Genomic DNA, 25,731 nt, shown 5'->3' with positions numbered 1-25,731 from the left:
CGGGCGGCACGAACGGCCGGCTGCCACGCACTGTACATTCATACAGGCGCTTATGCAAACGTTTCACGACGTGCTGCGGGCGATGTGTTGCATGGGCGCGCCGCGGCCTTACGGGGCTTGCGCCGGCGCTCAGTCTGGCGTTTGCGGGCGGTTCAGGCGTCGAGCGCCGCCCGGTTTTGTGCGATCGCTCGCTCCGCGGCCGGCCCGTGGACGCCGAGCCAGCGCCCGTAGCTGCGCGGCGAGAACGCGAGCGTGAGCACGATCATCGCGCTGATCGATACGGCGAGCATGATCCACGCGCCCGTAAAGCCGCCCGTGAGGTCGCGCACGCGGCCGGCCACGATGGGGGCGAGCGCGGCGATCACGAAGCCCAGACCCTGGACGAAGGCGACGAGGCGCGCGGCAAGGCGGTGATCCGCGCAATGGTCGAGCGCCGTGACGAGCGTGACCGAGAACGTGCCGCCGAGCCCCGCGCCCGCCGCCGCGACCCACAGCAGCGGCGCGGCCTCGGGCCACGCGGCGAGGCCGATCACACCGACGAGCTGGCCGCACAGGCCCAGAACGAGCCACGGACGCCTGTCCGTGAACGCCGCCGCGGCGAGCGGCAGGAGCAGCGCGCTGGCGGCCTGGAACACCGTCATCGCCGCGAGCAGCGAGCCGCTCGCTTCGACGCTCGCGCCGTGCTGCTGATAGTAGGCGGGCAGCCACGCGACGAGACTCGTATAACCCCCGTTGACGAGCCCGAAATGCAGCCCGAGCGTCCACGCCCGGCGCTTGCGCCAGACTGGCGCCGTTGCCGTGTCGGCATGCGCCTGCGAGGGTGCGGTGGCGGCGTGCTGCGCGTGCCGACCTGCTCCAGACCCGCCGTTCAACACGCCCCAGATCGCGAGCGCGGCCAGCGCCGGCAATGCCCAGACGGCAAGTCCCACATGCCACGAACCGCTGAGGCGTGCGACGAGCGGGCTCAGGCTCGCGCCCAGCCCGCCGCCGCCCATGATCGACGCCGAGAACAGTCCCATTGCGAGCGGCACCCGCGCGGCGAAGCGTTGCTTCATGACTGCGGGCAGCAGCGCCTGGATGGCCGCGACGCCCGCGCCGGCCGCGGCCGCCGTGAGCATGAGCGCGCCGCCGCTGGCGGCGAACGCGCGGGCCGCGCATGCCGCCGCAATCGCCACGAGCCCGAGCGCGACGCCGCGCGTCTCGCCGAGGCGGCGCGCGAGCAGGCCGGCGCCGAACGCGCCGAGGCCCATCGCGACGACAGGCAGGCTCGTGAGCAGCGAAGCGCCGTAGAAGCTCAGGCCGGTGTCGTTGCGAATGGTCGTCATGAGCGGGCTGATCGAGGTGAGCAGCGGCCGCAGATTCAGGCCGATCGCGACGATCGCGGCACACCACGCAAGCACGCTGGCCGCCTCGCCGGACGGCATCCGGGAATCATTGGAGCGGGTTTGAGGGTTCAATGCGGTCAACCTTTTTGCAGTGGAACGGTTGACCATTATACGCGATAATTGTCAACAATCTGGCTCGACCCGCTATGCCCGGCATGGGCGATCGAGCATGGGCGCGGGTCTGTATCGCCTCGCCATGCCGCTCGCTACAATGCGACCTGACCCATCGACCCGACCCAGCTAGCGCGCCTGCCCATGGCTCAATCCTCCCGCCACGTTCCGCCCCGCGATACCGACGAACCGTCCGATGTCGAAGCGCGTGTCTATGCGTCGATTTCTTCCGCGTTGCTCGAAGGCAAGCTCGCGCCGGGCCAGCAACTGGTGGAGCGCGAACTCGCGGCGGCGTTCGGCTGCACGCGCGGCGCGTTGCGCAAAGTGCTGGCGCGCCTCGGCTACGAGGGCAAGCTCGTGCTCGAACCCAATCGCGGCGCGTTCGTGCCGTCGCCCTCGGAGGACGACATCCGCGCGGTGTACCGCGCGCGCCAGGTGGCCGAAGCGGGCGTGATGGTGAGTCTGTGCGGCACGCTCGACGCCGCGATGCGGCGCAAGCTCGCGGCTCACGTGCGCAGCGAGAAGAAGGCGTTGCGCGAGGCGCGCGTGGACGAAGCGGTACGCCTTGCGGGGCAGTTCCATCTGCTGCTGTCCGAGCAGGCGGGCGGCACCGCGCTCGTGGAGGCACTGGCGCAACTGGTCGCGAAGACGGAGCTTTACAAGGCCTTGTTCGATCCGTCGAAGGCGTCGATGTGCGCACCCGACGAGCACGCGCAGATCATCGAGGCGCTCGAGGCGGGGGACCTCGCGGCCGCGCTCGCCACGATGCGTGCGCATCTGGGCGAGTTGGAGGAGCGGGTGGTGCAGCAGGCACGTGCGCGCGCCGGACGCGATCTCAAGACGGTGTTCGCGGATCTCACGAACGGCTGAAAGCAAGGGGCTAACGTCAGCCCTGGTCTACGCGTCGGCGCAACTCCTTCGAAGCCGCGAGCGGAATGCGCGCATCGTCCCACGTGGCGAGCCATTCAATCTCTTTCGCGGCGAATACCTGGCCATGATTGCGCAGCGCGTACTGCAACGAGTCGATAACGTGGTTGCGGATGATTTCGGGCGTATGCGGGTCGTCGAGGACGATGCGCAAGGCTTCGAGCGTGGCCATGGTGCGGCTCCGGCGAATGTGGCGACCGCAACGTTATCGCACGACAAAAAAACGCTTGCCAGGCGAGAAAAAATGCCCGGCAAAGCGCGCCTCAGTGCCGCGTGCGCTTGAATATCTCGTACTCTTCGGCGAAGGCTCTCGCAACGGCGGGCCGCTCGCGCACGCGCTGCGCGTAGGTCGCGACGGCCTCCCATTGCGATACATCGATGCCCACGTACGGCGCCCAGTTCAGCACGGTCACGAGATAGGCGTCCGCCACGCTGAATTCGTCGAGCAGGAAGGTGCGCGAGTCGAGATGATGCGCGAGCAAGTCGAAACGGCGCGGGATCTTGCCGCGCGCATATGCTTTGACGGCCTCGTCCACGCCCTTGCCGAGCAGCGGCACGAACACGGCCTTGTGCAGTTCGGTGCCGATGAAGCCTAGCCATTGTTGCAGGCGCGCGCGCTCGCGTGTGCCCGCTGGCGGTGCGAGCCGCGCTTCGGGAAAACGGTCGGCCACCCACGGCAGCACCGCCGAGTTTTCGGTGAGCGTCCAGCCGTCGTCCTCGCGCAGCACCGGCACCTGACCGAGTGCGTTGACGGCGAAGAAGTCACCGCCTTCGGCGAGCTGCTTCGTGAGCGTATCGACCTGGATGTAGCGGGCCTGCGCGCCTGCCTCGTAGAGCGCGATGCGCGTGGCGAGCGAGCACGCCAGCGGGGCGAAATACAGTTCCATCGTCTTCCTCCTTTGCGGGCTTCGGGCTTTTTTGAATTTTTGTACTATAGTGAACAAAAATCGCCGATCCAATATTTCTATGCAATCCAGTACAAAAAAGGATAGCCGCCCGCGCGGGCGGCCGCGCGCCTACGATCCGCACGAGGCGCTCGCCCGCGCGCGCGATACGTTCTGGCGCAACGGCTACGCAGGCACTTCGCTCGACGACTTGAGCGAGGCGACCGGCATGAACCGGCCGAGCCTCTATGGCGCATTCGGCGACAAGCACGCGCTCTATCTGCAGACTATGGAGCGTTACGTGGAAGCGGGGCGCACGGCGATGGAGTCCGCGCTTGACAGCGCAGTGCCGCTGCGCGAGGCGCTGATGCGCGTATTCGACGGCGCGCTCGGCTGGTATTTGCCTGCGCACGACGCGGCGCGCGGCTGCCTGCTGATCGGCACGGCGGCGGTGGAAGCCGTCAACGACGAGGCGGTGCGCGAGCGTCTTGCCGCTGGATTGCGCACATTCGACAAGGCCTTCGAGCGGCGCCTGCGGGCGGCGCTCGCGCAAGGCGAACTGCCGCCCGACGCCAGCGCGCCGATGCTCGCGCGCCTCGCCTCGGCGTTCTTGCATAGCATGGCGCTGCGCGCGCGGGCCGGCGATTCGCGGGCCTCGCTGCGCGCCATGGCGGTGGCGGGCGTCGCGCTGATCTGCGGCGAAGCGCCGACGGCGGCCGATGCGCGTGCGGCGCGGCGGCGCGCGAAGTGATGTCACGCTGAACGTTGCCGGCGTCCTCCAGACGGGTCCGCACGCCGCTTTCCCTTGCTACACTGGCGCAGTCGCGCAGGGACGGCTTGCGCACTCGAAGAGGGGAACACGATGGTGCGCTACAGGCACTACAAGGGTGGCATTTACGAACTGGTTTGCGAGGCGACGCTCGAATCGGATCCTTCCGTCACGATGATCGTGTATCGCGCGGCGAACGGTACGATCTGGACGCGACCCTCCACCGTGTTCTTCGAACTCGTCGAGTATGAAGGCGGACTCGTGCCGCGCTTCGCGCCCGTCAACTGATTCTTTTCACACTCGTCTCTTCCACGCTTTAGAGGGTTTCGCCGAATGCGTTTACTGATTGCGCTGATTCTGCCCTGGCTCCTGTTCTTCACCATTGGGCGTCCGATTGCGGGCATCGTCTGCCTGATCCTGCAGGTCACGCTGATCGGCTGGATTCCGGCCGCGATCTGGGCCGTGTATTCACTCAGCCAGTTCAAGACCGACCGGAAAATAGAGGACGCGCTCGGCCGCCGCGGTTAAATCCCTGAGCGGGCGTCTACACGCCGTTCGGAGGCGCGTTGCGCGTTACAACGCTAACGCGTGCTCACAATTCCATAAGAACTTAACGCTGATTTTTCTTTCTTACAAATAGAAAGGAGAGTCAGCTATGTTCAAGTTCGTTCTCACGGTGGGCGCCATCGCGCTCCTCGCCGGGTGTGCGGTGGCCCCGGGCTACGACTATGGTTACAGCGGCTATGGTCAGCCGTACTCCACCGGCTATTACAGCGGCTACGCGCCGGGCTATGCGCCCACATATGGCAGCGTGAATATCGGCGTCTGGGACGGTGGCGGCGGTCGCGATTATCACGGCGGCGACTGGCACGGCGGCGGCGGTGGTTGGCACGGGGGCGGCCCGGGCGGTCACAGTGGCGGTCACGGCGGACCTTGGGGGCCGCCGGGCGGTAGTCATGGAGGCGGCCCCGGCGGCGGTCATGGTGGCGGAGGCCACGGCGGTGGCGGTCACGGTGGCGGCGGACCGGGCGGCCGTTGATCCACGCCGAGTCGGAATTGCGCTTCAAAACGAATCAGGCCCGCCACTCTCACGAGGGCGGGCCTGATGCTTTGCACGAGAACCCGGCGTCACAGCCGGGGTTGTCGCGAAACTTACTGGCTCGACTGCGACGTTCCGTTCGTCGACGGGCCGTAAGCCGTCGCGCGCTGCGCTGCGACCTTGGCTTCGGCAGCCTGAATGTTTTCCGGATAGTGCATCCAGTCGCTCGGATCGTAGCCGGCGGCGCGCAGTTGCGCGAGATCGGCGCGAACTTCGGCGCGGGTCACGGGTTGTTGCTGGGGTTGTGCCTGCGCGAACGCAGCGGCGGGCACGGCGACGATGGCGGCAAGCACAGCTGCCTTCAGAAACGAATTCATGACTAACCTCCGATGTTTTTGTGGGGAGCCATCGCATCGGCGGGGCCCATCTGGTCAATGTATGTGGTCGGAGGGTCAGGGTAAATACCTGGAAAGCGAATTCAGTGTTCTTCTGGCGGCAACAATCGGGTTCGGAATCTCCTGAAGGGTTGCGCGACGTGCTTGCAATAAGGCCGGACGGCCGCGGATTATCCGGCCCTGAAATCTCGCCGGATTATTGCGAAATCCGTAATTCCAATTCGCCCGAAACGGTCTGTATCCGGCTGTGGCGCTTGCCTAGAATCCACTCACAGCCAGCCGATGCGGCGAATCGCAGCGAGCCGGCCGAGCACGACAGGGTATGCACCGTCGTTGCGCATCGATGCTAAATAATTCCGGAGGTTGTCATCATGAAGTCGCTTCTCAAGGCTGTTGCCCTTACCGTTGCCATGGCTGCTCCGCTGGCCGCTTTTGCCCAGGCCGATCAAGGTCTGACCCGCGAGCAGGTGCGCCAGCAACTCGTCGAATTCCAGCAAACGAGCCGCAATCAGGCGGCAGTCGCCCCGCAGGCGGCCGCGCCAGTCGCCCAGACCGACGGCTCGTTCGGCGGCGTGAGCAACTCGACGTCGGTTGCCGGCGCTCGCTATGTGTCGGAAGCGGCTCGCACCGGTCCGCAATCGGTCTACTTCGGCGGCCAGTAAGTCTTTCCGCAGTCAGCAGATAAAAACGGCCCGCGAATTCGCTTCGCGGGCCGTTTCGCATTTGGGCGCGGCGTTTTGTTGCCGCTACATGGCTTCCGCCTCCGGCACGTCGAGCACGAGATCCGTGCGCGCGACGGCCACGCAGGTCAGCACATAGCCCTCGGCTTTTTCCTCGCGGCTCAATCCGGGCCACTCGATCGTGAAGCTCACGTCGCCGCTCACTACGCGACACAGGCAGGCGCGGCAGGTGCCGTTGCGGCACATGCGCGGCAAACGGATGCCTTCGAACGCCGCCGCTTCCAGCAAGGTCAGTTCGGGCGGCGCTTCGAAGCTGCGCCCGAGCGGCTCCACGCGGACCACGGGCACGTGCGGCGGGCCCTCCTGCAAGCTTTCGCGGCTCACGTCGCTCATGAAAGCGACACTCCGAGCAGGCGCCCCGCGCCGGCCGTGAACGCCGCCGCGGCGAGTCCGATCACGATCTGCCGGAACGCCGAAAACGTCGCGCTGCGCCCGTTGAAGAGCGACGTGAACACGCCGACGAGGGCGAGCCCGCACGCGCTCAGCGCCACCGACTGCGCGATGGCCGTGACGCCGTGCGCCCACAGGAAAGGGGCAGTTGGAAACGCCGCGCCGAGCGAGAAGAGGCAAAACGAGACGGCGGCGGCCGACCACGGATTGCCGCCCAACTCCTTCGGATCGATGCCAAGCTCCTCACGCGCCAGCGTATTGAGCGCCTCGTCCTTGTTGCGCATGATCTGGGCGGCCACGCGGCGCGCTTCTTCAGGATCGACGCCCTTCGCCTGATAGATGAGCGCAAGCTCGTGACGCTCGGCGTCCGGCGTGTGTTCGAGTTCGTCGGCTTCCTTCGCAAGCTGCGTGCGCGCAAGCTCGCGCGCGTTGGTCACCGAGAGCCATTCGCCGAGCGCCATGGAGCAGGCGCCCGCCACGAGGCCCGCCAGCCCCGTGAGCAAAATCGTGCGATTGACGCTGCCCGCGCCCGCCACGCCCATGATCAGGCAGAAGTTCGAGACGAGCCCGTCGTTCGCCCCCAGCACCGCCGCACGCAGGTCGTTGCCCGCCATCGCGCCCTTGTGCCACGACTCGGCCGCGCCGATCGCTTCGCCGTGGCCGTGTTCGGGCTCGCGCTTCTTCGCGGCAATCGCCTGCACGATGGCCGCGTGCTGCTGCTCCTGGGCCGAAAGCTTCTCGGCGCCGGGCTCGTGCGCGTAGCGGTCGCGGTCGGCGTACTCGGCAGCGGCGACGGTGGGCAGCACGAGTGAAGGGCCGAACGTGCGCGTGAGCGTTTGCAGCAGGCGGGTTTTCGCGCTGCGCCGATGCGGCCGGGGCGTGACGCCGTTGGCCGCGAGCTTCTCGCGCCAGACGCTCGCGTGCTCGCGCTCGGAGGCCGCGAGATCGGCGAAGATGCGGCGGCGCTCGTCGTCTTTCTCGACCGCGGATAGCGTGTCGTAGACGGCGGCGCTGTCGAGTTCGTCGGCGAGATTGCGCCGGAAGCGGTTGATTTCCTGAGCGGAGGCCATGGCGCGCGGTGCGGGAAGTTATCTGCCAAGCTTACCCTGGCGCGGCAACGGCCAGAAGCCGCGCGTCGACGCCCGCCTTGCTCCTGTCGGGCCGGTACGCTCAGCGGCGCTGACGCAGATGCCGGTAGACCGTGTTGCGCGCGAGCCCGAGTTCGCGAGCCGCCGCCGATACATTGCCGCTGTGGCGCGCGAGGGTCTCCTCGATGAGCCGCGACTGCCAGACGGAGAGGCGCGCGGGCTCGCGTTCCGTGTCGCTCGCCTGGTCTTCCGTCGAGGCATCGGCGCACGGCTGCGCGCAGTCACTCGCGGGATCGCAATCGTGCATGAGGTCTTCGGGCAGATGCTCCATGTCGATGGCGTCTTCGCCTTCGGCCATGATCGCCGCCGTGCGCAGCGCGCTCGCGAGCTGACGCAGATTGCCCGGCCAGCGGCAGCGCGCGAAGCACGCCCGAACGGCCGGTGTCAGACGCGCGGGCGCGCCCGGCACCTCGCGCCGCACAATCTCGAGCATGCGGGCGACCAGCGGGTCGAGGTCGGTGCGCTCGGCCAGCGCCGGCAGCGTGACGACGAGGCCGTTGATGCGGTAGTAGAGATCCTCGCGGAACGTACCTTCGGCGATCATCGCGCGCAGGTCGCGGTGCGTCGCGCAGACGATGCGCAAATCCACCGGCACCGCGCGCGTACCGCCGAGCGGCACGACGGCGCGCTCCTGCAACACGCGCATGAGCCGCACCTGTTGCGCGAGCGGCATGTCGCCGATCTCGTCGAGAAAGAGGGTGCCGCCATGCGCCTGCGCGATCTTGCCGGCGCTGCCGCGGCGCTTCGCTCCCGTGAACGCGCCGTCCTCGTAGCCGAACAGCTCCGCTTCGATCAGCGTGTCGGGCAGGGCGGCGCAGTTGAGCGCGACGAACGGCCCGTCGCGGCGCGGCGAATCGCGATGCAGCGCCCGCGCGAGCCATTCCTTGCCGGTGCCCGTGCGGCCGAGCACGAGCACCGGAATGTCGCGGCCGCGCACGCGCGCCACGCGCTGCAGGGCGGCGGCGAGCCGCGCGTCGCCGGTGTCGAGGTCGGCGAGCGTGGGCTGCGGCGCGGTGTCGGCGGCGTTGGGCGCTTTCGCCTGGGAGGGCGCGGGCGTGAAGGGCGAGCGGGACGTGTCGGCTACGGCGCTGCGCGCGAACGTAGGGACGCCCGACATGGCCGCGCCGGGCGTGGCGCGCGCGATCACGCGCACGCCGCTTGGCAGTGCGAGCGCGAGCGGCTCGCCGCTCGCGCGCATGATCTGCTGCATGAACGCCGCGAACGGCTGACCGAAGAGCGCCGCGAACTCGCGCTCCTGCAGTTCGGCGAGCGGTGCGCCGAACTGGAACAGGGCGCTGCGGTTCGCGCAGAGCAGCGTGCCGTCGGCCGAGAATGCGGCCAATCCTTCGTAGAGCGTACCAATGAATTCGGCGCGCGCATGAAACTGGAGCCGGATGGCATCGGCGAATTCGGTGTTGAACAGATGGTTCTCGATCATCTGCGCCGACATGCGCACGAGCGCGAGCGTGTGCTTGTGAAAACCGCGCGACTCGCCGCTCACGTCGAGCGCGCCAAGCGTGCGGCCAAACGGATCCGCGATCGGCGCACACGAGCAGGTGAGGATGTGATTGGCGCGCAGAAAGTGCTCGCCCGCATGCACCGTGGTCGGTTGGCCTTCGACGAGCGCCGTGCCGATGGCATTCGTGCCGCGATGCTGCTCGGCCCACGAAACGCCCGGGCGCAGCGCGACGCGCTGTGCTTTCTCGACGAAGTCGCTGTCGGCGCAGCTATGGAGGATCACGCCGTTGCGATCGGTAAGCAGCACCATGCTCTGCGTATCGACGATCTGCGCGTGTAAGGCGTCCATGACGGGACGCGCCTGGTGATAGAGCGTGCGGTTCGTGTCGATCAGTTCGCGCAGGTCGGCGGCGGCGAGCGCGTCGAAGTCGGGCGCTTCAGTGGCGCGCAGTCCGAGTGCGCGCGAGCGCGCGTGAGCCTGCGCGATGGCGTCCGCGCGGGCCGCGTCGTGCGGCGTGACGGGGCGTCGGGTCACTCGTGTCTCCAGTCGTTTTGGGCGCTACGCTGCGACGCAACATGGGTGCGCGAGCGGGGCCTCTGGGGCAGTTCATGGTACAGGAAACGCGGCGGCTGCCAATTCGGGTTGAAGCCGGGTTGAAGGCAGCGGTTTCAGCCGCGCGGGCGCCGCCTCAACTGCGTCTTGAGTTTACTGGCGCGAGTGCCATGATGAAGGTGAGGGCGCATTTGCGTCGCGCCCCCGCTGAATAGCGGAGTTCGTCATGGTGCACGGCGAATTGAGGATCGTGGTGGCGGTGCTCGCCACGTTCGTTGCGCTCTTTGGCCTCGGGTATGCGATTGACGGATTGATCTTCGACGAAGACAACGTCGTGCTCTCCGGAATGGTGACCGTGGCTCTTGGGGTCGTCGCGTTCGTGGTGATGCTCACCCTGCACCCGAAAGACCTCGAATCTCTCGAACAGCACCGGCATCGCGAATCCTGACGCGCCTGGGTGGCGCGCATGGTGCGATGCGGCAACGGCGCAGCGCGTTGGCGCAGGGCCGGGAGGAGAGTATCTGTGCGCGCAACGGCGCACGCGCTTGCTGCACCCGCGAAACAGGGCCCGGACGCCGCCGCCGCCGGCTATTTCAGGCATGTGACAACGTCGACCTTGCGGGCGGCAGGAAGTCGTCTAAAGTGAATCAAATCAACCTGCGCGAACGTGTAGTTTGCAAGGGTTGGTGTTGATCCGCGCGAGCCGGATCGGGTGTTCTCAGGCACCAGGTTGGGGCAGCCCGAAGGCGGTTGAACGCGGCCTTTTCACCCTCCACCAAAGGCGACCCCCATGCAGATCATGTTTCCGAAAGAGGTGCCCGAGTACTCGGGCCCAGACCTGACCTTGGCGTTTCCGGCGATGATCGATGGCGAGCGGGTGGAGTGTCTGATCACGGCGGCGGCGCTGGAAGATCACTTCGGGGCGGCTTCGCCGCGCGCCGAAGACATGCTCAGCGCGTTCGACCATCATCGCGACCGCATCGAGGCCTGCGCGCGCCGTTTGCTCTCCGAAACACGTGCGCAGTGTCTCGTGCTGCGCAGCGGCTACGTGCGTTTCGTGCAGGCGCACGCCAACGCGTAGTCGACAAAAAAGCGCCCGCAGGACGCGGGCGCTTTCCGTTCAGCTGAGTTTGCTTGCCGCGCCCGTTGGGGCGCGGCGTTCGTTTACGCGGTTGCCGCGTTGCCGCTGGAAGATGGCGGGTTTCGTGTAGCGTTCGGATGCGGCGGAGTACGTTGCCACGTGGCGGCTCCTGTGTGCAGGGAATTCTGACGATAGTTCCCTATGATAAGAAGCACGTGCCGTGCGGGGCAGTGATACGGCTGGAAGTTTGATGCTGAGGGGGCGGCAGCGGCGTATCAAAACAAAAAGGGTGGCGCGAAGCCACCCTTTTGCTTTTACGCGTTGCCGAGATAGAAGAACCGGAACAGGAACACGGCGGCGATGATCCACACGATCAGTTTCACGTCGCGCACACGGCCCGTGAGGAGCTTCAGGCCCGCATACGAGATGAAGCCGAACGCCACACCGTTGGCGATCGAGTAGGTGAACGGCATGGCAAGCGCCGTGAGAGCGGCGGGCACGACTTCGGTGGCGTCGTCCCAGGGCAGATCGGCGAGTTCGCGCAGCATCAGGCACGAGACGTAGAGTAGCGCCGGCGCCGTGGCGTAGCCCGGCACGACGCCCGCGAGCGGCGCGACGAACAGGCACGCGAGGAACAGCACGGCCACGGTGAGTGCGGTCATGCCGGTGCGGCCGCCCGCCTGCACACCCGAGGCGCTTTCGATATACGCCGTGGTCGACGAGGTGCCGAGAACCGAGCCCGCGAGAATCGCGGTGCTATCCGCGAGCAGCGCGCGGTTCAGGCGGTGCATCTTGCCGTGCACGAGCAGGCCGGCGCGGTTGGCCACGCCCATCAGCGTGCCGGTCGCATCGAACAGCTCGACGAGGAAGAACACGAGCACCACGTTGAGCACGCCCGTGGAGAGCGCCGCCTTGATGTCGAGCTGCGCGAAAGTCGGCATGATCGACGGCGGCGGCGAGAAGATGCCGTGGAACTGGTTGCCGCCGAAGAAGAACGAAAGAATCGTGACGCCCACGATGCCGATCAGGATCGCACCGCGCACCTTCAGCACGTCGAGCGTGACGATCGCGAAGAAGCCGATGATCGCGAGGATCGTGTGCGGATCGTGCAGGTTGCCGAGCTCGACGAGTGTGGCCGGGCTGCCGACCACCACGCCCGAGGTCTTCAGCGAGATGATCGCGAGGAACAGACCGATACCCGCCGTGATCGACACGCGGATCGAATGTGGAATGCCATTGACGATGGCCTCGCGTACGCGCAGCAGCGTGACGATGAAGAACAGGCACCCGGAGATGAACACCGCGCCGAGCGCGGCCTGCCACGTGAAGCCCATGCCCTTCACGACCGTATAGGCGAAATACGCGTTCAGGCCCATGCCGGGCGCGAGCGCGATCGGGTAGTTCGCGTAGAGGCCCATGACGAGCGAGGCGAGCGCCGCGACGAGGCAGGTCGCGACGAATACGCTTTCCTTCGGCATGCCGGCGTCGCCGAGAATGGCCGGATTCACGAAGATGATGTAAGCCATCGTGAGGAAAGTCGTGATACCGGCGAGCACTTCGGTGCGCAGGTTGGTGCCTGCTTCTTCGAAACCGAAATAGCGTTTGATGGCGTCCATGAAGATCGGGCCCTTGAGAGTCGAGCGGGTTGTTCGCTGCTTGTTGGTGTGGTGTCTTGCGCGTAGTCGGCGCAGGCAGGTCCTTGACGTGCCCATGCACACGCGCGCATGCCGCAGCGCGCGGCTACGGGCGCGATTGTAAACAATTGTCCGTCGAGCGCAGAAAAGCCGTCGTGAGCGTGGAACGGGTACAACAGCGCGCGTTGCGGTAGCAAGCGTGAGAAGGCGCGGCGAATCGCGCCCGTGGCGGGAGGAAATGGACACGACCGCTCACAGGCGCCGGGCGTTGCTTCGCCTGGTGCCGGGTGACTGCGGCCTGTCCTGCAATCAAGCGATTACTGCTGCATTTGACCGGCGGGAGCGCCATATCCGGCGCCGCCGCGCGCCGCACGCCGTTGCGCGACGATCGCGCCCGCGCGTTGCGCGTTTTCCGGGTAGTCGATCCAGTCGAGCGGATCGTAGCCCGCCTGCCGCCATTCGATCAGATCCGCCCGGACCTGGGCGCGAGTCAGCGGTTGCGAGGGATCGTACGGTTGGGCCACCGCCGCAGCCGACGCGAAGCAGCACGCTGCGGCGAGGACGCCGAGCGTCACACGCGGAAGGGAGTTCATGGCAAGGCCTTTCGTATTAGGGATAACCCTAAAAGTATAGGCGCTATCTCATTAACTCAAAGGGGGATCGAGGGCTACCCGCGGTGCTTCGAAGCGTCTTGGCGGTTGCTTGCCGTGCGGTAGTCGGTCGGGCGCTGTCCGGTCCATTTGCGGAACGCCCGATGGAACGCGCTCGGCTCCGCGAACCCCACAGCGGCGGCGACATCGGCGACCGGGCGGCCCGGCTCCTGCAGCGCCGCGATTGCCAGGTCGCGGCGCAATTCGTCCTTGATCGACTGGCAGCTGTGGCCTTCCTGGCTCAGCCGCCGGCGCAGCGTAGCGGGCGCCACGTTCAGCCGCTGCGCGATGGCGTCGGCGTCGGGCCACGCGGCGACGGGCAGGGCGCGCAGCGCGCGTCGCACGCGCGCCGCGAACGAGCCCGGATTGCGGTACTTCACGACGAAGTTGCCGGGCGCGTTGCGCAGAAACGCCCGCGCCGAGCTGGCGGTCTGGATCACGGGCAGTTCGAGAAAGCCGGGCGCGAATTCGAACCATGTGGCCGGCTGATCGAATGCCATGTCGTCGCAGAGCATGAGCTGGTATTCGTGCGCGGCGGCAGGCTGCGGGCAGCGAAAGCGCGCCGCGAGAAGCGGAATGCGGCGCCCCACGAGCCAGCACACGAGCCCGTAGACGAGGATGAACCAGGTCGCGTACGCGAACAGGGTGGGCGTGGGTTTGCCCGCGCGGTGCGAGAGCGTGACGCGCACGCGCGTGGCGTCGAAGTCGATTTCGCCCGACAGATCGTCGAGCACGAGCCGCATGAAGTGCACGGCGCGCTGCAGCGCCTGGCGGCCCGTGCTGGCGCCGAGCGCCGAGTGCGTCATAGCGATGAAGCTGCCGCTTTTCATCGCGTGCGAATCCTGGCCGAAGAATTCGTCGTCGAGCGCGCGCGCGATGCCCGACCACAACTGGCCGTATTGCGCCGCACTCACGCGCGCGCCGGGCGCGAGCAGCACGGCCGGCGCGATGCCGGCGGCATCCGTGAGTGGCGCGGTTTCGAGGCCGCCCGCGCGCGCCAGCGCCAGCGTCTCGTTCACGAGGCTCATCGAGATCGTGCCTTTTTCGCTCAGTGTCTGGGTTCTCGCCGGTTGCATAGAACCGCCTCCCAAAGGGTTGGTCGCAGCCGACATGGTAAATCCGATCAGCGAGTTTGAGCGTGGCGGGCATCGAATACGGCCGCTCGCGTGCCTACACTTTTCGTAAGCCTTGCCGCCGGGGCCGCATCGCGCCAAAGTGGAAGGCAAGCGCAAGAGACACAGGAAGGGGACACACATGGACGAGTTCTATACCGACGATCAGCGCATGATTCGCGACGCCGCGCGCGACTTTGCGAGCGGGCAACTGGCGCCGAATGCGGCGCAATGGGATCGCGACGGCAGGCTGCCCGACGAGGTCGTCAAGCAACTGGGCGAACTGGGTTTTCTCGGCATGATCGTGCCGCAGGAGCAGGGCGGCTCGTACACCGATTACGTGGCCTACGCGCTCGCCATGGAAGAGATCGCGGCCGGCTGCGCCTCGTGCGCGACGCTCGTGAGCGTGCACAACTCGGTGGGCTGCGGGCCGATCCTGCAGTTCGGCACCGACGCGCAGAAGGACCGCTGGCTCGGCAAGCTCGCGAGCGGCGAGCTGATCGGCGCGTTTTGCCTCACAGAGCCGCAGGCAGGCTCCGAGGCGAGCAACCTGCGCACGCGCGCCGAGCTGCGCGACGGCAAGTGGGTGCTCAACGGCAACAAGCAGTTCGTGACCAACGGCTCGCGCGCGAACATTGCCATCGTGTTCGCCGTGACCGATCCCGACGCCGGCAAGCGCGGCATTTCCGCGTTCATCGTGCCGACCGAAACGCCGGGCTTCAACGTCGGGCCCCATGAGAAGAAGATGGGCATCCGCGCGTCGGACACCTGCCCGATCTCGCTCGTCGACTGTGCGATTCCCGAAGCGAACCTGCTTGGCCAGCGCGGCGAAGGGCTGAAGATCGCGCTTGCGAACCTCGAAGGCGGACGCATTGGCATTGCGGCGCAGGCGCTGGGGATCGCGCGCGCGGCCTTCGATGCGGCGCGTGCCTATGCGCACGAACGCGTGCAGTTCGGCGAGCCCATCATCAAGCATCAGAGCGTGGCCAACCTGCTTGCTGACATGCATACGCGCATCAACGCCGCGCGTCATCTCGTGCATCATGCAGCGCGGCTGCGTACGCTTGGCAAGCCGTGTCTTTCCGAGGCATCACAGGCCAAGCTTTATGCTTCCGAAATGGCCGAGGAAGTGTGCTCGCACGCGATTCAGATTCACGGTGGCTACGGCTTCCTGAACGACTATCCGGTGGAGCGTCACTACCGCGATGCACGCATCACGCAGATTTACGAAGGCACGAGCGAAGTGCAGAGGATGGTGATTGCACGGCAGCTTTGAAGTGAAGTGAGGAAGACGAAGCAATAAAAAGCGAGCGCTTATGCGCCATAGCTATGCATGGGACCGGAGCAAGTGCTTTGCACCAACTCCGGCTCGACAGGAGACGACGATGACCGGGTTCACCCCTTCCGCGCAGGCCTTCATCGACGCACGCGAGCTGCTGCTGCGTCACCGCACCGACTACGCACGCGCGTATGAAGCATTCGCGTGGCCGAAGCTCGACACGTTCAACTGGGCGCTCGACTACTTCGACGTGATGGCGCGCGGCAATGACAACCCGGCGCTCTGGATCGTCGACGACCTCGCGGACGGCGGCACGCGTTATTCGTTCGCGCAGATGTCGGAGCGTTCGTCGCGCATGGCGAATTTTTTGCGCGAGCAGGGGGTGACGCGAGGCGACCGCTTGCTGTTGATGCTGCCCAATCGCGTCGAACTCTGGGACGTGATGCTGGCGGCGATGAAGCTGGGCGCCATCGTGCTGCCTGCCACGACGCAGCTCTCGCCCGACGACGTGCGCGAACGCGTGGAAACAGGCGGCGCGCGCTGCGTCGTCGTGGACGCCGCCGAACTCGGCAAATTCGATGCGCTCGACCCGAGCGTGAAGCGCATTGCGGTAGGCGCGGCGCCCGGTGCGTGCGAAGGCTGGATCGACCTTTCGCGCGCGTACGAAGCGAGCCCCGCGTTCGAACCCAACGGCCCGACGCGCGCCACCGACCCGCTGCTGCTCTATTTCACTTCGGGCACGACCTCGAAGCCCAAGCTCGTCGAACACACGCACGAGAGCTACCCCGTAGGCCACCTTTCGACGATGTACTGGATCGGCCTCATGCCCGGCGACGTCCACTGGAACATCAGTTCGCCGGGCTGGGCCAAGCATGCGTGGAGTTGCTTCTTCGCACCGTGGAACGCGCAGGCCTGCGTGTTCGTCTACAACTACGCGCGCTTCGTGCCGAAAGACACGCTCGCCGCCATCGTGCAATGCGGTGTGACCACGCTGTGCGCGCCGCCCACGGTGTGGCGCATGCTCGTGCAGGAGCCGCTCGCAACCTATGCAGTGAAGCTGCGCGAGATCGTGGGCGCGGGCGAGCCGCTCAATCCCGAGATCATCGAGCGCGTGCGCCACGCGTGGGGCATTACGATCCGCGACGGCTACGGCCAGACCGAAACGACCTGCCAGATCGGCAATTCGCCGGGCCAGCCCGTGGTGGCGGGCTCGATGGGACGGCCGCTGCCGGGCTACCGCGTGGAACTCGTCGATGCCGACGATCAGCCCGCAAGCGAGGGCGAAATCGCGCTGCCGGTGGGGCGAGATTCGGCGCAGCGTCCGCTCGGCCTGATGACGGGCTACGCGAACAACGCAAAGGCGAGCGAATACGCCATGCGCAACGGCTACTACCACACGTCCGATGTCGCCTTGCTTCGCGACGACGGCTATTACGTCTACGTGGGCCGCGCCGACGACGTGTTCAAGTCGTCCGACTACCGCCTGAGCCCGTTCGAACTGGAGAGCGTGCTGATCGAGCACGAGGCGATTGCCGAGGCCGCGGTCGTGCCGAGTCCGGACGAGCTGCGCCTGTCCGTGCCGAAGGCCTTCGTCATCGTGCGTCAGGGCTTTGAGGCAGGCCCCGAACTCGCACGCGAGGTGTTCCGCTTCTCGCGTGAAAAGCTCGCGCCGTACAAGCGCATTCGCCGCCTGCAGTTCAGCGACCTGCCCAAGACCATCTCGGGCAAGATCCGCCGCGTCGAGCTGCGCCGGCGCGAAATGGAGCGCAGCGCCGAACCGGCGCGTCAGCCCGACGAATATTGGGAAGAGGATTTCCCCGAGCTGCGCTGATATCCACACGGAGTCCGAAATGATCGAATTCGAGTACGCGCATGAGGGCGCGGTGGCCCTGCTCACGCTTTCGCGACCGCCCGCGAATGCCTTTACAGTCGACGGCTTGCGTCAGCTCCAGCAGGTCATCGAGGCGTTCGACCGCGAGCCGCAGGTGCGCGCGGTCGTCATTACCGGCAGCGGGCCGAAGTTCTTCAGCGCGGGCGCTGACCTCAACGCCTTCGCCAGTGGCGATCGCGAGGTCGCACGCACGGCGGCGAGCGCGTTCGGCGCGGCATTCGAGGCGCTGCAGAAGGCGCGGCCCGTGGTCATCGCGGCGATCAACGGCTATGCCATGGGCGGCGGCCTGGAGTGCGCGCTTGCGTGCGATATCCGCATTGCCGAAGAGCATGCGCAACTCGCGCTGCCCGAGCCTGCCGTGGGGCTGCTGCCCTCCGGCTGCGGCACGCAGACCTTGCCCTGGCTCGTGGGCGAAGGCTGGGCCAAGCGCATCATCCTCACGGGCGAACGCGTGGACGCGCAAACGGCCCTGCGCATCGGTCTCGTGGAAGAAGTCGTCGCAACCGGCGGCGCGCGCGAGGCCGCGCTCGCCATGGCCGCGCGCGTGGCGGGCTTGAGCCCGCAGGCGGTCACCTTCAGCAAATCGCTGATCCATCAGGCGCGCGACGGCGTGCCGCGCAGCGCCGCGCTCGCCGTCGAGCGCGAGCGCTTCGTCGATCTGTTCGATTCGCCCAACCAGCGCGAGGGCGTCAACGCGTTTCTGGAGAAGCGCAAGCCACGCTGGCACATTGAAACGGAGAACTAGGCAATGAATGCAACACCCGCTTCCGCCCAGGCTGCAACGGAAGCCGAACAGGACGTGCTGTTTCGCGTGGTCAATCGCGTGGCGATCGTCACGCTCAACCGGCCCGCTGCGCTCAATGCGCTTTCGCACGCCATGGTGCGCGAGCTGGCTGTGCTGCTGGAACGCGTGCGCACAGACGACGGCATCGTCGCGCTCGTGCTGGAAGGTGCGGGCCCGAAAGGTTTTTGCGCGGGCGGCGACGTGCGCGCGATCTATCGGCTCGCACGCGAGAAAGCGCGCGAAGGCGCGAATGGCTGGCAACAATTCTTCGTCGACGAATATCGCCTCGACTACGCGTTGCACGCGTTTTCCAAGCCGCTCGTCGCGCTGCTCGACGGCGTGACGATGGGCGGCGGCATGGGTCTAGGCCAGGCGGCGGCGCTGCGGGTGGCGACTTCGCGCACGAAGATCGCGATGCCGGAAACGCGCATCGGGCTCTTGCCCGATGTGGGCGCGACGCACTTCCTCGCGAAGATGCCGGTGGAAATGGCGCTTTACGTGGGCCTGACCGGCGCAATGCTCAGCGGCGCGGACGCGCTGCATTGCGGCCTTGCGGATGCCTGTGTGCCGGGCGAATGGCTCGATGGCTACGAGGCGCGTCTGCTCGCCGCGCAATGGTCGGGCGATGTGCATGCTTCGTTGCGCGAAGTATTCGTCGCGCCGTGTCACGAGGCTAGCGATGGTGCGCGCGCTTCCTTCACGCCGCTCATCGTGCGGCACTTCGACCGCCGTCTGCGTGTCGAGCAGATCGTCGCATCGCTGCGCGCCGACCTCGAACGCGAACACGCGCAAGCCGAACGAGCGTGGCTCGAAGCCACACTCGAAGCGCTCACGCACTATTCGCCCACGATGCTCGAAGTCACGCGCGAAGCGCTGTTGCGAGGCCGCCAGATGACGCTCGCCGAGTGCTTCCGCATGGAGCTTGGCATCGTTGGCCGTGCGATCGAGGAAGGCGACTTCTGCGAAGGCGTGCGCGCGCATCTCGTCGACAAGGATCGCAAGCCGCGCTGGGCGCCCGCCACGCTCGTCGAGGTGCGGCCTGAACGCGTGCAGCATTTTCTTGCGTCGCCGTGGCGCGGCGAGGCGCATCCGCTGGCGGACCTCGGCGCATAACGGTTCAGTCGGAAGACTCGCGCGCCGAAGGCTCGCGCAGGGCGGCGAGGCGCAGTTCACGTTCGGCGCCAACTGCTGGCGTGCCGTGGGAGGGGCCCTGCGCACGCGTCAGCAGCCGCAGCGTGGCGACCGAACCTGCCACGGCGAGCAGCAGCGGGATCGCGAGATCGTGATTCGCGTGCGTGAATTCGAGAATCAGCACGGTCGCGGTGATGGGCATCTGCATCGAGGACGCGAGAAACGCACCCGCGCCGACGATCGCAAATGCACCCGGCGATAGACCCGGCCAAACATGGTTCACCAGCCCGGCGATCACGATCGCGAGCAACGCGCCGTTCGCGAGCCCTGGCGTGAGCAGGCCGCCCTTGGCGCCTGCGCGCAACGTGGTCGTCGTGATGAAGACGCGCAGCACGAGCAGCGTCGCCGCGAGGCCAATGCCGAGATTGTCGTCGAAGCTCAGGCCGGCCGCGCCTTTGCCGTTGCCGGGCAACTGCGGAAACCAGACGGCCAGCAGGCCAATGCCCGCGAAATTGACGAGCGTGTAGAGCGGCAGCCGCCAGTCTTTGGGCGAGGCGTCGCGCGCGCGGCTCGTCAGGCGCGCGAAACCGTGCGCGGCTGCGCCGAACACCGGCCCGCAGAGCACCGACCACACCACGAGCTGCGCATTGATGCCGTAGGCGGGCACGTGGTATTGCTGCGCGTCGCCGAGACCGATCCATGCGATCACGGCCGCAATGGCCGAGGTGCTGATCGCCGGCACCGCCACCGACCAGCCGAACGTGCCGAGCAGCACTTCGAGCACGAACATCGCGCCGCCGAGCGGCACGTTGTAGACAGCCGCGAGCCCCGCGCCCGCGCCGCACGCGATCATCACGCGGCGCTCCGCGGCGGTGAGGCCGGTGCGCTTCGCGAGCCAGCTCGCAAACGCGGCGCCGATCTCGCGCGGCGCGACTTCGCGCCCGAGCGGCGAACCCATCGCGACGGTCACGATCTGCAGCAGCGCGTGCACGGTGGTCGCAAAAATGGGCATGCGCTTGCCGCCCGGCTTGATCGCCGCGCTGATGCTCACGAGCGGGCGCGCGTAGCGATAGAGCGCCCACCATCACCCTCCGGCGATCAGCCCGCACGCCACGAGCACCGCCACGCGCCGCGAGGGCGCGGTATCGGTCACGCCCTGCAGAAAGCTCTCCTCGCCGATGATGTGCCCCGCGCCGTAGCCGTAGGCGACGTGCTGGATCGCATGCAGCAGCAGCGCGAGCAGCATGCCGGAGAGACCCGCGCCAATGCCGGTGAGCACGGTCACGATCGCCAGCGTGACGAGCGGGCTGCGTGGCGGCGGACGAACGGCGGTGGCGCGCGGGCGCGGCGCGGGTTGGGGCGCGGGTTGGTGCGGGAAGGATGACACGGCGGCAAGACAGGCGTGGGAGTCGCCAGGCGACGGGCTGGCGCCCATTGTAGCGAGGGCATGGGGGCGGCGCGTCGAGCACGTTCAGCGCGCCCGGCACGTCTCCCCCCAAAGGTTCGGCAAAAGCGAAAACGCCCGCCGCGCGTCACGCGGCGGCCGTTCGAATCGATGCAGCGCTTACAGGTAGCTGCAAACGTAGTCGAGCGTCTCGACCACTTCGATGTCGAAACGGCTCTTGCCCGGCACGGAGAAAGACTCGCCGGCGCCGTAGGTCTTCCACTCGTCGGTGCCTTCGAGGCGGATGCGGCACTGGCCGGCCTGCACTTCCATCAGTTCGGCGGCGTCGGTGCCGAAGTTCAGCGTGCCCGGCAGGATCACGCCGAGCGTCTTGCGTGAGCCGTCGGCGAACAGCACGGTGTGCGACACGCACTTGCCGTCGAAGTAGACGTTGGCGCGTTTGATTACGGAAACCTGGTCGAATTGTGCTGCTGCCGTCATGGCGGTCTTCCTCTGTCGTCGTGAATGGAACCGGGCGCCGGGACGACTTCTCGTCCGGGGCGAGGCCGCCATCATACCGGCAGTCGGGCGCGGCGGGCGCATGGCATCGCCGTACAGCCATTCGGTTTACGAATTGGATATTTACAAACAAATGACCAGTTATTACAATCGCTATCACAAATGAGAATCATGCGCATTTGCAACTACGACAATTCGCCGACCAACTCGCCTACTCATGTCCGTCCATTTCCCGACGCGGATGCGCGCCATCGCCTCCGTCGCTGCGCTCTATTGCTCCGGTTTCTTCGCATCGCCGCTCGTTCACGCGCAAACCGCGCCCGCCGCCGATAGTCCTGCCGCCGCGAGCGCAGCGGCAGCAACGCCCGCATCGTCTACTGCGGCCACGGAAAGCACGCTGCCCGCCGTGAAGGTCGTTTCGGCGCCTTCCGAGATGCAGACCAAAACGCTCGGGTCGTACAAGTTCACCGCGCCGCTCATCGACACGCCGCGCTCCATCACGGTGATTCCTGAGGAGGTGCTCAAGCAGAAGAACGTCACGACGTTCCAGGACGCGCTGCGCACGGTGCCCGGCATCACGTTCCTGGGCGGCGACGCGGCGGCGAATCCGTCTGCGGACCGGCCCGTGATTCGCGGCTTCGAGTCGCGCAACTCGATCTTCGTGGACGGCATGCGCGACTCGGGCGTGCAGAACCGCGAAACCTTCGATGTGCAGAACATCAGCGTCATCAAGGGTCCGGACTCGGTGTATGCCGGGCGCGGGTCGGTAGGCGGCAGCATCGACATCACGACGAAAACGCCGCAGGACGACAACTTCATCAACGGCAGCGTGGGGCTTGGCACCGATAGCTACAGGCGCGCCACCATCGACTGGAACCAGACGCTCAACGACACCACCGCGTTCCGCCTGAACGCCATGGGCCACGACGCCGACCAGGCGGGTCGCACCGACGTGTACAGCAAGCGCTGGGGCGTGGCGCCCTCGATCGCGTTCGGCCTGAACACGCCGACCACGGTCACGGTGAGCTACTACCACCTGAACACCTACGACATGCCCGACTTCAGCGTGCCGTTCCGCTCGACGGGCGGCACGCCGGTGTCGTCCAACCGCGGCCAGTTCTACGGCCTGAACTCGCGCGACTACCGCTACGGCCAGACCGATACGGGCGAAGTGAAGGTGGAGCACCGCATCAACGACGCGTGGAAGATCAAGAACACCACGATGTTCGGCCGCTCTACACTCGACTACGTGGCGACCAATCCGCAGTTGACGAACGCGACCTCGAACATCCTCAGCCTGCAGGCCAAGAGCGGCAAGTACGCGACCAACAGCGTCGCGAACCAGACCGAGGCGAACGGCAAGTTCGATCTCTACGGCATGCGCCACACGTTCACGGCGGGCGTGGAATTCAGCCACGAGCAGGACCTGTACGAGGGCTATCTCGTGACCGATTCGGCGGGCAACAACATCCGCTCGGGCGGCCCGTGCTCGGTTGCGTACAACTGCGCGTCGATCAACAACTGGAACCCGAATAACCCGTGGACGGGCAGCATCGTCCTCAATGGCGACAAGAGCTTCCCGGGACCTGCCACGCATACGCAGACGAATATCGCTTCGGCGTACATGTTCGACAGCGTGCAGCTTTCCGAGCGCTGGATCTTCAACGCGGGCTTGCGTTTCGACCGCTACGACGTGAGCGCGCAGCAGGCGGGCGTGGCCGATCTGTCGAACACGTCGAATCTCTTCAGCTACCAGTTCGGCCTCGTGTTCAAGCCCGTGCCGACCTTGAGCCTTTATGCGTCGTACGGCACCTCGGCGAATCCGCCGGGCTCGAATTCGGGTCTCGGGGGCGGCACGGACCAGATCACGGCTACGAACAAGGACCTCGCGCCCGAGCGCTCGCGCAATATCGAAGTGGGCGCGAAGTGGGACGTGCTCGATCAGCGCCTCTCGCTGACCACCGCGTTGTTCCAGACCGACAAGACGAACGCGCGCGTGAGCGACGGCCTGGGCGGCACGATCAACGCGGGCTCGCAACGCGTGCGCGGCTTCGAGTTCGGTTTCGCGGGCAACGTGACGAACAAGTGGTCCGTGTTCGGCGGCTATTCGTATCTCGATGCGATCACGACCGATGCCGGCCCGGCGAGCCCCACGCTCTCCGGCTTGCCGATGGTGATGGTGCCCAAGCACAACTTCACGCTGTGGACGAGCTACGACGTGCTGCCAAAGCTCACGGTGGGTGCGGGCGCAACGGTTTCGAGCCTGACGTATGCATCGGTTTCGGCGACGTCGCGCAAGTGGACGCCGGGCTATGCGCGCTTCGATGCTGCGGCGACATGGCGTGTGTCGAAGAAAATCGATCTGCAGCTCAACGTGAACAACATCTTCGACAAGGCGTACTACCAGAGCGCATATCCGATCTACGCAACCTGGGCGCCGGGCCGCTCGGCGGTGGTGACGGTGAACTTCTATCAGTGATCGCGCGCGCCGCTAACGTCGCGTTCGGCGAAGCATGAAAAAAGGGGCGCTCGCGAGGAGACGCCCCTTTTTCGTGGCCCGCGAGAATCAGCGCAGGCTCACTCCGGCTTCACCGCCACCGAAGCCTCGGAGGTCAGCATCATGAACGTGAAACTCTCCTGCAGATACAGCTTCACGCTCTTGTCGTCATGCGACGAATAGCCGATCGATACGTCCTGCCCGAGGTGGAACGCGAAATCGCCGCCACGCGTGCTCAGGATCGCGCCGCCCTCGATGGCCGGCGCCCAGATGATCTCGCCATTCACGAGGCGGCGAATGTGCTCGAGAATCGGATAACCCTGGTCGCTCGCTTCGCTCACCGCCGTGTACGCATCGGAGCCGAGCAGCACCGCATACGGGCCGTCCACGCCTTGCAGGCGCAACTGTTCGAGCGCCTTGGCGATGACCGTCGGGTAATCGGCGATATCGGCGGGCATCGGCAGGATCGGGTTCGACGAGCCTTCGCGGATGCCGGTGATCTGCGCGGCCGTGTAGCCGTCGAAAATCGCACGGTCTTCCGCGAACGCGAGGCGCGTGGCCGCGTCCTTGGCCGGCTGCCAGTCGGAGTCTTCGGCGCCGCGCTCCACGTCGTCGATGGCTTCGCGCGAAAGCTCGAACGGCACGCGCAGTTCCACGATCGCCTTCACTTCGCGCTGGCGCGCGCGGATGCCTTCGAGCGGCGCTTCGATGCCGTTCTGGTGGCCGGTGCCGACCGCCGCGAGCGCGGGGCCGCCGGGGCCCTCGACGTCCACGACGCGGCGGCCCGCGAGCGAGCGCTTGAAGGTGCGCGCAACTTCTTCTTCGATTTGCGACCACGCGGCCGTGGAAATGGGCGCCAGCTCGCGATGGAGGTTATTCATACCGGGGTGCTCCTTTGAGGGATCCGATGGCGAGCGAGCCGTCCGCGCTGGGCGCGGCGGCAGACTCGGTTTCTGTTTCTGATGCGTTGGCGGCGCTCACCTCGATGGTGGGCGCGGCGCCCGGGTCGACCTCGGCGAGCGCTTCGAGCAGCGTCTGCGACGGCACGAAGAAGAGCCCCCCTGTGACGGCGCGGCTGAAGTCGAGCAGCCGGTCGTAGTTGCCGGGCGGCAGGCCGACGAACATGTTTTCGAGCATCTGTTCGATCGGCTCGGGCGAGCGCGCGTAGCCGATGAAGTAGGTGCCGAATTCGGCCGAACCGGGCCGGCCGAACGGCATGTTGTCGCGCAGGATCTTGATCTCGTTGCCCGCGTCGTCTTCGAGCGTGGTGAGCGAGCTGTGCGACCAGCTCGGCTTCACGGCTTCGTCCAGTTCGATGTCCTGGAGCTTGGTGCGCCCGATGATGTGCTCCTGCGCCTCCACGGAAAGCGCGTTCCAGCCTTTCATGTCGTGCATGTACTTCTGCACGAGCACGTAGCTGCCGCCGCAGAATTCGGGATCTTCGTTTTCGCCGATCACCGTGAAATGGACGGCTTCGTTGCCGGTCGGATTCTCGGTGCCGTCGACGAAGCCGATCATTGCGCGCATGTCGAAGTTGCGAAAGCCGTGCACTTCGTCCACGGTCGTGACCGCGCCTTCCAGGCGCGTCATGAGCTGGGTGGCCAGCTCGAAGCACAGGTCGGTTTCGTCGGCGCGAATATGCAGCAGGATGTCGCCGGGCGTGGCGATGGCCTTGCGCTCGCCCGTGCCGAATTCGCGGAACGGGTGCAGCCCGGCCGGGCGCGGCTCGCCGAACAGCTTGTCCCATGCGTCGGACGAAAAGCCGACCACGCACGACAGATTGCCGGCGGGCACGCGCTTGCCGACCGCGCGCACGAGGTTGGCGACGTCGGCGCACCAGGCGCGTACGGTGGCGCGGCTCGCGGCGTCGTCGTTGACGGTCGCGACGATGAAGAAGGCATTGCGCGTGACGGCGCTGGAGACGGACTGCGGTTCCTGCGTGAGAGAGGCCGGCGTCATGATGTGGGGTA

The 25,731-nt window shown here is 66.6% G+C and carries 26 protein-coding genes and 1 pseudogene; 13 read left to right on the top strand and 14 right to left on the bottom strand.

The window, feature by feature from the left end; genetic code table 11:
- Positions 1 to 152 precede the first annotated feature (152 nt).
- Positions 153 to 1,424, bottom strand: coding sequence for a cyanate transporter (locus AB3X98_RS31785; protein WP_368605750.1), 1,272 nt, complete (start codon positions 1,422 to 1,424; stop codon positions 153 to 155).
- Positions 1,425 to 1,640: 216 nt separating this feature from the next.
- On the opposite strand from AB3X98_RS31785, the gene AB3X98_RS31780 reads away from it, so the two are divergent.
- The gene (locus AB3X98_RS31780; RefSeq protein WP_368605749.1) at positions 1,641 to 2,366 is read left to right on the top strand and encodes a GntR family transcriptional regulator; all 726 of its coding nucleotides are present in this window, start codon (positions 1,641 to 1,643) and stop codon (positions 2,364 to 2,366) included.
- Positions 2,367 to 2,382: 16 nt separating this feature from the next.
- Here the strand turns inward: AB3X98_RS31780 and AB3X98_RS31775 are convergent, their stop codons facing one another.
- Both AB3X98_RS31775 and AB3X98_RS31770 read right to left on the bottom strand, forming a co-directional pair.
- Positions 2,383 to 2,595: a hypothetical protein gene (locus AB3X98_RS31775; protein WP_069261722.1), complete on the bottom strand. Its 213-nt coding sequence runs from the start codon at positions 2,593 to 2,595 to the stop codon at positions 2,383 to 2,385.
- Positions 2,596 to 2,686: 91 nt separating this feature from the next.
- Positions 2,687 to 3,310: a glutathione binding-like protein gene (locus AB3X98_RS31770; protein ID WP_368605748.1), complete on the bottom strand. Its 624-nt coding sequence runs from the start codon at positions 3,308 to 3,310 to the stop codon at positions 2,687 to 2,689.
- A 79-nt stretch (positions 3,311 to 3,389) separates the two neighbouring features.
- Between AB3X98_RS31770 and AB3X98_RS31765 the strand changes: the two genes are divergently transcribed.
- From AB3X98_RS31765 to AB3X98_RS31750, 4 genes are all read left to right on the top strand, one after another.
- The gene (locus tag AB3X98_RS31765; RefSeq protein WP_342946725.1) at positions 3,390 to 4,058 is read left to right on the top strand and encodes a TetR/AcrR family transcriptional regulator; all 669 of its coding nucleotides are present in this window, start codon (positions 3,390 to 3,392) and stop codon (positions 4,056 to 4,058) included.
- Between the two features lie 111 nt (positions 4,059 to 4,169).
- The gene (locus AB3X98_RS31760) at positions 4,170 to 4,364 is read left to right on the top strand and encodes a DUF1653 domain-containing protein (RefSeq protein ID WP_069261725.1); all 195 of its coding nucleotides are present in this window, start codon (positions 4,170 to 4,172) and stop codon (positions 4,362 to 4,364) included.
- Between the two features lie 45 nt (positions 4,365 to 4,409).
- Complete coding sequence (locus AB3X98_RS31755) at positions 4,410 to 4,604, top strand: YqaE/Pmp3 family membrane protein (RefSeq protein WP_069261726.1); 195 nt, start codon at positions 4,410 to 4,412, stop codon at positions 4,602 to 4,604.
- Between the two features lie 127 nt (positions 4,605 to 4,731).
- The gene (locus AB3X98_RS31750; protein WP_368605747.1) at positions 4,732 to 5,115 is read left to right on the top strand and encodes a hypothetical protein; all 384 of its coding nucleotides are present in this window, start codon (positions 4,732 to 4,734) and stop codon (positions 5,113 to 5,115) included.
- 113 nt (positions 5,116 to 5,228) lie between these two features.
- Here the strand turns inward: AB3X98_RS31750 and AB3X98_RS31745 are convergent, their stop codons facing one another.
- Complete coding sequence (locus tag AB3X98_RS31745; RefSeq protein ID WP_069261728.1) at positions 5,229 to 5,492, bottom strand: DUF4148 domain-containing protein; 264 nt, start codon at positions 5,490 to 5,492, stop codon at positions 5,229 to 5,231.
- 389 nt (positions 5,493 to 5,881) lie between these two features.
- On the opposite strand from AB3X98_RS31745, the gene AB3X98_RS31740 reads away from it, so the two are divergent.
- Positions 5,882 to 6,172, top strand: a complete 291-nt coding sequence (locus AB3X98_RS31740; protein ID WP_069261729.1) for a DUF4148 domain-containing protein — start codon at positions 5,882 to 5,884, stop codon at positions 6,170 to 6,172.
- An 84-nt stretch (positions 6,173 to 6,256) separates the two neighbouring features.
- Here AB3X98_RS31740 and AB3X98_RS31735 read toward each other — a convergent pair whose 3' ends face one another.
- The 3 genes from AB3X98_RS31735 to AB3X98_RS31725 all read right to left on the bottom strand — a co-directional run bounded on the left by AB3X98_RS31735 (position 6,257) and on the right by AB3X98_RS31725 (position 9,781).
- Positions 6,257 to 6,583 (bottom strand): 2Fe-2S iron-sulfur cluster-binding protein, encoded by a 327-nt coding sequence (locus AB3X98_RS31735; RefSeq protein ID WP_368605746.1) that lies wholly within the window; start codon positions 6,581 to 6,583, stop codon positions 6,257 to 6,259.
- On the bottom strand, positions 6,580 to 7,710 hold the full coding sequence (locus AB3X98_RS31730) for a VIT1/CCC1 transporter family protein (protein WP_069261731.1): 1,131 nt from the start codon (positions 7,708 to 7,710) through the stop codon (positions 6,580 to 6,582). The genes AB3X98_RS31735 and AB3X98_RS31730 overlap by 4 nt, the downstream gene beginning before the upstream one ends.
- 100 nt (positions 7,711 to 7,810) lie before the next feature.
- Positions 7,811 to 9,781 carry a sigma-54-dependent Fis family transcriptional regulator gene (locus tag AB3X98_RS31725; protein ID WP_368605745.1) on the bottom strand — a complete coding sequence of 657 codons (1,971 nt, stop codon included), beginning with the start codon at positions 9,779 to 9,781 and terminating at the stop codon, positions 7,811 to 7,813.
- 244 nt (positions 9,782 to 10,025) lie between these two features.
- Here AB3X98_RS31725 and AB3X98_RS31720 point away from each other — a divergent pair, with 244 nt between their 5' ends.
- Together AB3X98_RS31720 and AB3X98_RS31715 are read left to right on the top strand one after the other, a co-directional pair.
- Positions 10,026 to 10,247, top strand: a complete 222-nt coding sequence (locus AB3X98_RS31720) for a DUF2964 family protein (protein WP_069261733.1) — start codon at positions 10,026 to 10,028, stop codon at positions 10,245 to 10,247.
- Positions 10,248 to 10,589: 342 nt separating this feature from the next.
- Positions 10,590 to 10,880: a DUF1488 domain-containing protein gene (locus AB3X98_RS31715; protein ID WP_069261734.1), complete on the top strand. Its 291-nt coding sequence runs from the start codon at positions 10,590 to 10,592 to the stop codon at positions 10,878 to 10,880.
- Positions 10,881 to 11,194: 314 nt separating this feature from the next.
- Here AB3X98_RS31715 and AB3X98_RS31710 read toward each other — a convergent pair whose 3' ends face one another.
- The 3 genes from AB3X98_RS31710 to AB3X98_RS31700 form a co-directional block, all read right to left on the bottom strand.
- Positions 11,195 to 12,496 carry an NCS2 family permease gene (locus AB3X98_RS31710; RefSeq protein ID WP_069261735.1) on the bottom strand — a complete coding sequence of 434 codons (1,302 nt, stop codon included), beginning with the start codon at positions 12,494 to 12,496 and terminating at the stop codon, positions 11,195 to 11,197.
- 335 nt (positions 12,497 to 12,831) lie between these two features.
- Positions 12,832 to 13,107 (bottom strand): DUF4148 domain-containing protein, encoded by a 276-nt coding sequence (locus AB3X98_RS31705; RefSeq protein WP_069261736.1) that lies wholly within the window; start codon positions 13,105 to 13,107, stop codon positions 12,832 to 12,834.
- Between the two features lie 74 nt (positions 13,108 to 13,181).
- Positions 13,182 to 14,240 (bottom strand): AraC family transcriptional regulator, encoded by a 1,059-nt coding sequence (locus AB3X98_RS31700; RefSeq protein ID WP_368605744.1) that lies wholly within the window; start codon positions 14,238 to 14,240, stop codon positions 13,182 to 13,184.
- Between the two features lie 178 nt (positions 14,241 to 14,418).
- Between AB3X98_RS31700 and AB3X98_RS31695 the strand changes: the two genes are divergently transcribed.
- From AB3X98_RS31695 to AB3X98_RS31680, 4 genes are all read left to right on the top strand, one after another.
- Complete coding sequence (locus AB3X98_RS31695) at positions 14,419 to 15,552, top strand: acyl-CoA dehydrogenase family protein (RefSeq protein WP_342946718.1); 1,134 nt, start codon at positions 14,419 to 14,421, stop codon at positions 15,550 to 15,552.
- Between the two features lie 109 nt (positions 15,553 to 15,661).
- Positions 15,662 to 17,386 (top strand): AMP-binding protein, encoded by a 1,725-nt coding sequence (locus tag AB3X98_RS31690; RefSeq protein WP_368605743.1) that lies wholly within the window; start codon positions 15,662 to 15,664, stop codon positions 17,384 to 17,386.
- Positions 17,387 to 17,405: 19 nt separating this feature from the next.
- Entirely contained in the window at positions 17,406 to 18,191 is a 786-nt protein-coding gene (locus tag AB3X98_RS31685) for an enoyl-CoA hydratase (RefSeq protein WP_368605742.1), read from the top strand.
- A gap of 3 nt (positions 18,192 to 18,194) precedes the next feature.
- Complete coding sequence (locus AB3X98_RS31680; protein ID WP_368605741.1) at positions 18,195 to 19,343, top strand: enoyl-CoA hydratase/isomerase family protein; 1,149 nt, start codon at positions 18,195 to 18,197, stop codon at positions 19,341 to 19,343.
- Between the two features lie 4 nt (positions 19,344 to 19,347).
- Here the strand turns inward: AB3X98_RS31680 and AB3X98_RS31675 are convergent.
- Positions 19,348 to 20,796: pseudogene (locus AB3X98_RS31675) on the bottom strand (chloride channel protein).
- Between the two features lie 129 nt (positions 20,797 to 20,925).
- A complete protein-coding gene (locus AB3X98_RS31670) occupies positions 20,926 to 21,246 on the bottom strand; it encodes a pyrimidine/purine nucleoside phosphorylase (RefSeq protein WP_342946715.1) in 321 nt (106 codons plus the stop codon).
- A gap of 235 nt (positions 21,247 to 21,481) precedes the next feature.
- On the opposite strand from AB3X98_RS31670, the gene AB3X98_RS31665 reads away from it, so the two are divergent.
- Positions 21,482 to 23,743 (top strand): TonB-dependent receptor, encoded by a 2,262-nt coding sequence (locus AB3X98_RS31665; RefSeq protein ID WP_368605740.1) that lies wholly within the window; start codon positions 21,482 to 21,484, stop codon positions 23,741 to 23,743.
- 98 nt (positions 23,744 to 23,841) lie between these two features.
- Here the strand turns inward: AB3X98_RS31665 and AB3X98_RS31660 are convergent, their stop codons facing one another.
- Both AB3X98_RS31660 and AB3X98_RS31655 read right to left on the bottom strand, forming a co-directional pair.
- On the bottom strand, positions 23,842 to 24,642 hold the full coding sequence (locus tag AB3X98_RS31660; protein ID WP_342946713.1) for a family 1 encapsulin nanocompartment shell protein: 801 nt from the start codon (positions 24,640 to 24,642) through the stop codon (positions 23,842 to 23,844).
- Positions 24,635 to 25,720: a Dyp-type peroxidase gene (locus AB3X98_RS31655; RefSeq protein ID WP_342946712.1), complete on the bottom strand. Its 1,086-nt coding sequence runs from the start codon at positions 25,718 to 25,720 to the stop codon at positions 24,635 to 24,637. The genes AB3X98_RS31660 and AB3X98_RS31655 overlap by 8 nt, the downstream gene beginning before the upstream one ends.
- Positions 25,721 to 25,731 lie beyond the last annotated feature (11 nt).

The sequence above is a fragment of the Paraburkholderia sp. BR14312 genome, assembly GCF_040948675.1.
In the GTDB taxonomy this organism is placed as follows: domain Bacteria; phylum Pseudomonadota; class Gammaproteobacteria; order Burkholderiales; family Burkholderiaceae; genus Paraburkholderia; species Paraburkholderia nodosa_A.
This window is presented reverse-complemented; position numbering and strand designations above follow the sequence as displayed.